This is a genomic window from Actinosynnema sp. NPDC023658 (genome assembly GCF_040639995.1).
GTDB lineage: Bacteria > Actinomycetota > Actinomycetes > Mycobacteriales > Pseudonocardiaceae > Actinosynnema.
Genome location: NZ_JBFAAX010000043.1, coordinates 20,711 through 27,059 on the forward strand (window position 1 = coordinate 20,711; position 6,349 = coordinate 27,059).

Consider the following 6,349-nt stretch of genomic DNA (forward strand, 5'->3'; position numbering starts at 1 on the left):
GAGAAGACGCCACTAGGACAAGGACGTTGCATCACCCGAACGGGTTCAGCACCACCTTACGAGGTCACTGATTCTGGTTCTGCTGGACCGTGGTGGTCGTAGTAGTGGGCGGCGTCGTGGTCGTGGTGGTCGTCACCGGTGGCGTCGTCGTCGTGGTGGTGGTCGTGGTGGTGGTCGTGGTCTGCTGCTGGGTCGTCGTGACCTGCTGCTGGGTGGTCGTGGTCGGCTCCAGCGTGACCGTCTCCGTCTCCACCGTGGTCGCCGCGGGCGGCGGCGTGGTCGTGGTGGTCGGCTTGGCCGTCGACGAGGTCGTCTCGCCCGCCGGCGGGGCGATCGGGTCCTGGTCGGAGTTGAACACGTCCAGCGCCACCAGCAGGACGCCGAGCAGCAGCACCAGGCCCAGCACCACGGCGGCGATCACCAGCGGCCGGTTGTTGTTGCGCGGCGGCGGTGGCGCGGCGACCGGCGTGGCGCCGCCCGTCGAGCGCGGACCGGGCCGGACCACGCGGGTGCGGTCGGCGTCCAGCAACGCCGTCGCGCCCGCGGGCACCGGCGCGAACCCCGGCGAGCTGGCGGGCAGCAGCCCGGTCAGGCTCGGGTTCCGGCCGTGCGCGACGGCGCTGAGCATGTCGCGGGCCTGGGCCATGGTCGGCCGGTCGGCCGGGTCGTAGCTCAGCAGCCGCTGCAGCACGTCGGTCAGCGGGTGGTCGACCGTCGGCGGGTTGATCCGCCCCGCCGCGACGGCGTGCAGCACGCCCAGGGTGTTGTCCGACAGCCCGAACGGCGGCTCGCCCTCGACCGCCGCGTACAGCGTCGAGCCGAGCGAGAACACGTCCGAGGCGGGCGTGGGGTCCTGGCCGCGGGCGATCTCCGGCGCCAGGTAGGCCGGGGTGCCCGCGATCAGGCCGGTCTTGGTGACCGTGACGTCGTCGCTGGCCCGGGAGATGCCGAAGTCGGTGATCTTGACCAGGCCGTTGTCGGCCAGCAGCACGTTGCCCGGCTTCACGTCCCGGTGCACGATCCCGGCGGTGTGCGCGGCGGCCAGCGCGGCGGCGGCCTGCATGCCGATCTGGGCCACCTCCAGCGGCTCCAGCGGACCGTGCTCGGCCATCGTGTCGGCCAGGCTGCGCGACGGCAGGTACTCCATGACCAGGCACGGAGCGCCGTTCTCCTCCACCACGTCGTAGACCGCGATGGCGTTGGGGTGGTGCAGCTTGGCGGCGATGCGGCCCTCGCGCATGGCGCGCTGGATCGCCTCGTCCTTCTCGGTGGCCTCCAGGCTCGGCTGCAGCAGCAGTTGCTTGATCGCCACGACCCGGCCGAGGCGCTCGTCCTGGGCACGCCACACGATGCCCATCGCACCGCTGCCGATCCGGTCCAGGAACCGGTAGCGCTCGGCGATGACGCGATCGTCGTTGCTCACCGGACCACCTCGCTGGGGCGCTGCGTGACCGCGGCAAGGGCAGCAGGTCTCACGCTCGGGCTCCTCGTCGTGCGGATCGGTGCGCGGAACAGGCTAGGCCACCGCTCGCCCGCAGAGCCTACCCCGGCCGTGACTACGCCTTTCGAGCCGTTGCGCAGGTCACGTGAGCCGAGGGGTGACCGGGAAGGGATACCTGATACCGGCCCGTAAGGACACCCGTTCGCACGAAGATCGCCGGTTTTGCGGCCGATCGGACCAACCGCCTGGTAGGCCACCCGCGCGGCGGTCCCGATCACGCGGCGGGACGGCCCGGACCGCGGGTCCGCCCGGCGCGAGCCCACCCGGCCCGAGACCGCCCGGCGCGGGTCCGGGCAGGGCTCACCCGCCGCTCGGGCACGCCGAGCGACGGGATCGCGGTGGGTCGGTGGAACGGTCAGCCGCCGGACGGGGCGAAGAAGTCGAACCCGCCGATGGGGTTCAGGATCTTGCCCAGGTCGAGGTCCAGCCCGAGGCCCGAACCGTCGTCGTCGGCCGGCGGGGTGCTCGGGGTGGTGGACGACGGCGGGGTGGACGAGGGCGGCGTGGAGGACGACGGCGGCTGCGAGCTGCTGCTCGGCGGGGCGGGCGTCGTGGTGCTCGTGCTCGGCGTCGTGGTCGTCGTCGGCGTGCTGCTGCTCGTGGTCGGCGCCTGGGTGGTCGTCGACGTCTGCTGCTGCGTCGTGGTCGTCGGCTGCTGCTGCGTTGCCGGCCGCGGCGCGCGCTGGGTCGTCGTCTCCGCCGCCTGCGTGGTCTGCTCGGGCGTCGTCGTGGTGGTCTCGGCCTGCGTCTGCTGCGCCCGCTGCTGGGCGGCGGCAGCGCCGAGGTCCTTGGTGAGCGTGTTGGTGGCGCGGGCCGCCGGGCGGGCGTCGAAGCGCACCTCCGCCAGCGGGCGCTCGTCGGGGGACGACATCAGGTTGCTGGCGGTGAACGCCACGGTGCCGGCCAGCACCACGCCGCCGCCGGCCATCGCGACGATCTTCGGCACGGAGAACCCGCCGCCGCGCTCCTCTTCACCGGCGCGTCCCTCGCGGCGCAGCAGTTCGGTGACGTGCAGCTCACGGCCCGAGAGGTTGGTCGCGCCGGCCGCGGAGGACAGGCTCGCCGCCGAGAAGCGCACGGTCTCCTCGTCGTCGGTGATCCGCGGGATCGGCTGCGTCTCCGCCTCACGCCTGGCGAGCAGTTCGGCGACCGACAGCTTGGCCGTCGAGCCATCCTGCCGACGGCGTTTGTCGTCGTTCGACACCGCTGGACACCTCTCCCGGGAGTGCAATGCGCTACTGACCGGGACCATGGATACCGAATCGTGACCGTCTACGTAACCCCTTTGAGTGAAGTTTCCTACGGGATCCGACGGTTCTTCAACGCTGAGTGACCTTCACGGCGCGATTGCTACGCAGAGTTAGTGCAGTTGAGCCGTCAACACCTCGGTGCTGACGATGCGCGGAACGCTCGTGTCGGTCAACCGAAAAACCTGCTCGACGCGCATCCAACGACCGGTCCGCTCCTGCATCGACACGACCGCGAGCACCGCGCCGTCCGACCGCAGCGCGGTCGACTCGACGGTGATCGCCTGCACGTGGCCCCACGACTCGACGAAGTCCCGCGCGTCACCGAGCAGCTCCGGCGACAGCAGCCGGGACGCGTCCGAGGGCCTCGTCGGCAGCAGCTCGAAGAACTTGCGCACGATGTCGACCTGCGGCTCCGGCCCGACGTCCACCTGCGGTGGCGGGACCATGATCGGTGGGGCCTGCGGCGCGTCCACGGCGAGCGGCGCGGCCCGCTGCACGGGCGCGGCCCCGCCGGGTCCGCTGTCCAGGCGCGTGGACAGCAGGTCCGGCCTCAGGGCGGACGACCCGGTGATCGACCCCGGCGGCTCGACCCGCGGTTCGACGGGACCGGCGGGGCGGTTGCCCGCCAGGACCGAGGCGGCGGCGATCGACGCGACCAGCAGGACGGCCCCGGTGACCACGCCGGCGAGCTTCGCCGCGCGGGCGGTCCGCCTGCCGGGTGGTGCCGGGTCGACCTCGGCGGTCGGGGGACCGGTGAGCAGGCCGTGGGTGGCGGCGGCCAGGTCGCGGGTCCGGATCCGCACGGGGGTCGGCTGGTTCCTGATCAGTTCCGCCACCGTGACCGAACCCGCGCGGTTGTGCCTGCGACCGCTCGTCGTAGGGCGCTGCACTGGCGACTCCCTCGTCGTGTGTCGCCAAGACTCGTACCGTGGGGGCGAGGCGGTAATCCAGCTCAGGGCGCTAGTTCACTCGTTCGTGGCGGCCAGTGGTTACCTCGGCTCGCTCGAACGGGCGAAGGACTACGGACCGGCGTCAGGAACCGGCGGCGCGTTCCCCGTCGATCCGCGGCACGCCGCCCGTCGTGAACACCAGCTCGCGCTTCTGCGTGGTCCTGGACCCGTCCTTGTGCGTCAGCTGCAACGTGCTGACCGTGACGCCCCGCGTCGGGTCCACGCTGATCTCCCGGACCTCGATCAGCGACACGTCGGCGAACTCCTGGTGCAGCAGCGCCTCGCCGGTCGCCCGGAACGCCTCGGACAGCAGCGTCAGCGCCGTGCCGGAGTTCCCCGTCACCTCTTCGTAGAACAGCTCGGTGTTCACCGCGATCGCGTCCGCGTCCACGACCGGCCGCGTGTCCGCGGGGACCGTGGTGACGTGCGCGGACGTGTCCGGTGCCGGCTGGTCGCCGGCGCGCTGGGCAGGGATGCCGCCGACACCGGGGCTGCGGGCGCCGGTGGCCGCGACCAGGCCGTTGGCCACGGCCGCGGCGGGCACCCGGTCCGTCGGCGGGGTGGTCGAGGGAGGCGGGGTGGTGGCGAAGCCGGTCAGCAGCGGCACGTCGGTGGGGTAGCCGGGCAGTCCGATGCGCTCGGCCGGGTTGTTCGAGCCGACCAGGTTGGCCGCCGCGACGGCCAGCCCGACCAGGACGCCCGCCGACGACAGCACGGAGAACCAGGCGGCCCGCTTCCACGTGCGCGGCGGGGTGACCGACGCGGGCACCAGGCCGATGTTGAACTTGCGCAGGCCCACCGCGTCGGTGTCGACGAGCGGGTCCTCGGGGCGCGGGGGCGGGGGAGCGGGCCGCGGCCGCACCGCGCGTTCGAGCGGCGTGTGCTCCAGCTCGCCGCCCATGGGCAGCCAGATCGCCGCCCCGTCCTCCAGACGATGCCGGCCCGACTGCTCCGGTTCCCGGATGTCCATGCTGCGCAGACCCCTCCCGCACCCCTGACCGGACGGTCCTCGCGGGTTACACGTGGTTCCAGCTCACCTGTGGGTTCAAGTGGCGCGGGGAATGGGGGTGGGACGCCGAGACCCCCGCTACCACCTCAGGTTAGGTGCCGGGTACACGTAGGGCTGCGCAAATCAGCCTTGCGGGGCTGATCCACACACTGAAGAGTGAATCTGTCAGCTCCCGCTGTTCAGCTTCTTCCTGGTGCCCTGGAGCGCGTTGGTGGCGGCCAGGCCGGCGCCTCCCGCGATCAGCGCGCCGATGATGTCGCCGGAGACGCCGGAGCCCGAGGTGATCAGCAGCCCCACGAGCGCGATGATCGTCGTCACCCCGGCGAGGGTCCACCGGCTGCGCACGTACTGGGCGATGGGCGCACCCGCGGCGCGCTTGGACTTGGCGGCGGAACCCAGCATCGCGAGGTACCCGTCGTGCGCCAGCGCGGCGAGCACACCCAGGATCGCGATGAGGCCCGTGATGAGACCGATGACCATGGCACCAGTGTGCCCGCGCTCGAACCCGCTGGACCATCCGTGATCGCCCTGATATCCCACTGATGTGGAAATCTTCTGGCACGACGCCTGCCTGGAGCACGACCCGGGGGTCGGGCTGTGGGAGCTGCCGGGCCGGTGGGAGTGGCTCGACGTGGCCGAGCAGCACCCGGAGAACGCGGCCCGCCTGCGCACGTTCCGGCACGCCCTGCGGCACGGACCGGTCGCGCCGCACCTGTCCTGGTCGACCGGCCGGTTCGCGGACGACGAGGAGCTGGCCCGCGTCCACGCGCCGTCCTACCTGGCCGAGCTGCGCACCGCGTGCGAGCGGCGCACCGCCGTCGAGGTGAACACCGTCGTCGGCCCCGGCTCGTGGGACGCGATCCGCGCCGCGGCGGGCACCGCGCTGGCGGCGTACGAGGCGGTCGCCGCCGGCCGCACGCCCCTGGCCTACGCGCTGGTCCGCCCGCCCGGCCACCACGCCCAGCCGACCGCGGCCGACGGGTACTGCCTGGTCAACAACGCCGCGCTGGTGGCCGAGACGGCCCGGCGCGCAGGCCGGCGGGTCGCCGTCCTGGACTGGGACGTGCACCACGGCAACGGCACGCAGGAGGTGTTCCGCCACACGCCGGACGTGCTCACCGTGTCCGTGCACATGCGGCACGGCCCGTGGGAGGGCAACCACCCGCAGACCGGCGGGCCGGCCGAGTCCGACGGCTCGAACATCAACGTCGAGCTGTCCCTGGGCGCGGGCGACGGCGCGTACCGGCGGGCGCTGGAGGAGGTCGCGCTGCCGGCGCTGGCCGAGTTCGGCGCGGACTTCCTGGTCTGCGCGTCCGGCTTCGACGGCTCCGCGTTCGACCCGAACGGCAGGCACAACCTCACCGCCGCCGGCTACCGGCACATCGGCCGGGTGGTGGCGGGGCTGGGCCTGCCGACCGTGCTCACGCAGGAGGGCGGCTACCTGCGCGGTTACTCCGCGCTGTGCCTGCACGCCCTGGTGGAGGGCCTGCTGGGCCTGGAGCTGCTGGACGACCCGCTGGCGTACGTGCCGGACGACACCCAGCTGGTGGACGTGGACCTGGCCAGGGCCAGGGCCACGCTCACCGGGTGGGAGTTCGCCGCCGCGCCGCGGACGGGGGGTTAGGTCGCCCGGCCCGTC

The 6,349-nt window shown here is 73.0% G+C and carries 6 protein-coding genes; 1 reads left to right on the top strand and 5 read right to left on the bottom strand.

Going from position 1 to position 6,349, the window contains the following annotated elements; all coding sequences use genetic code 11:
- Positions 1–64 precede the first annotated feature (64 nt).
- From AB0G02_RS08600 to AB0G02_RS08620, 5 genes are all read right to left on the bottom strand, one after another.
- Positions 65–1,423 carry a serine/threonine-protein kinase gene (locus AB0G02_RS08600; RefSeq protein WP_360791388.1) on the bottom strand — a complete coding sequence of 453 codons (1,359 nt, stop codon included), beginning with the start codon at positions 1,421–1,423 and terminating at the stop codon, positions 65–67.
- Positions 1,424–1,856: 433 nt separating this feature from the next.
- Complete coding sequence (locus AB0G02_RS08605) at positions 1,857–2,705, bottom strand: hypothetical protein (protein WP_360791391.1); 849 nt, start codon at positions 2,703–2,705, stop codon at positions 1,857–1,859.
- A 156-nt stretch (positions 2,706–2,861) separates the two neighbouring features.
- Positions 2,862–3,641 carry a hypothetical protein gene (locus AB0G02_RS08610; RefSeq protein ID WP_360791394.1) on the bottom strand — a complete coding sequence of 260 codons (780 nt, stop codon included), beginning with the start codon at positions 3,639–3,641 and terminating at the stop codon, positions 2,862–2,864.
- Between the two features lie 142 nt (positions 3,642–3,783).
- Positions 3,784–4,671 (bottom strand): hypothetical protein, encoded by an 888-nt coding sequence (locus AB0G02_RS08615; RefSeq protein WP_360791397.1) that lies wholly within the window; start codon positions 4,669–4,671, stop codon positions 3,784–3,786.
- A 204-nt stretch (positions 4,672–4,875) separates the two neighbouring features.
- Positions 4,876–5,190, bottom strand: coding sequence for a hypothetical protein (locus AB0G02_RS08620; RefSeq protein WP_360791400.1), 315 nt, complete (start codon positions 5,188–5,190; stop codon positions 4,876–4,878).
- A 64-nt stretch (positions 5,191–5,254) separates the two neighbouring features.
- Between AB0G02_RS08620 and AB0G02_RS08625 the strand changes: the two genes are divergently transcribed.
- A complete protein-coding gene (locus AB0G02_RS08625) occupies positions 5,255–6,334 on the top strand; it encodes a histone deacetylase (RefSeq protein ID WP_360791402.1) in 1,080 nt (359 codons plus the stop codon).
- Positions 6,335–6,349 lie beyond the last annotated feature (15 nt).

Coding starts and splice junctions, on each gene's coding strand:
- AB0G02_RS08615 (WP_360791397.1), bottom strand. CDS start 4,671: ATGGACATCCGGGAACCGGAGCAGTCGGGCCGGCATCGTCTGGAGGAC.
- AB0G02_RS08620 (WP_360791400.1), bottom strand. CDS start 5,190: ATGGTCATCGGTCTCATCACGGGCCTCATCGCGATCCTGGGTGTGCTC.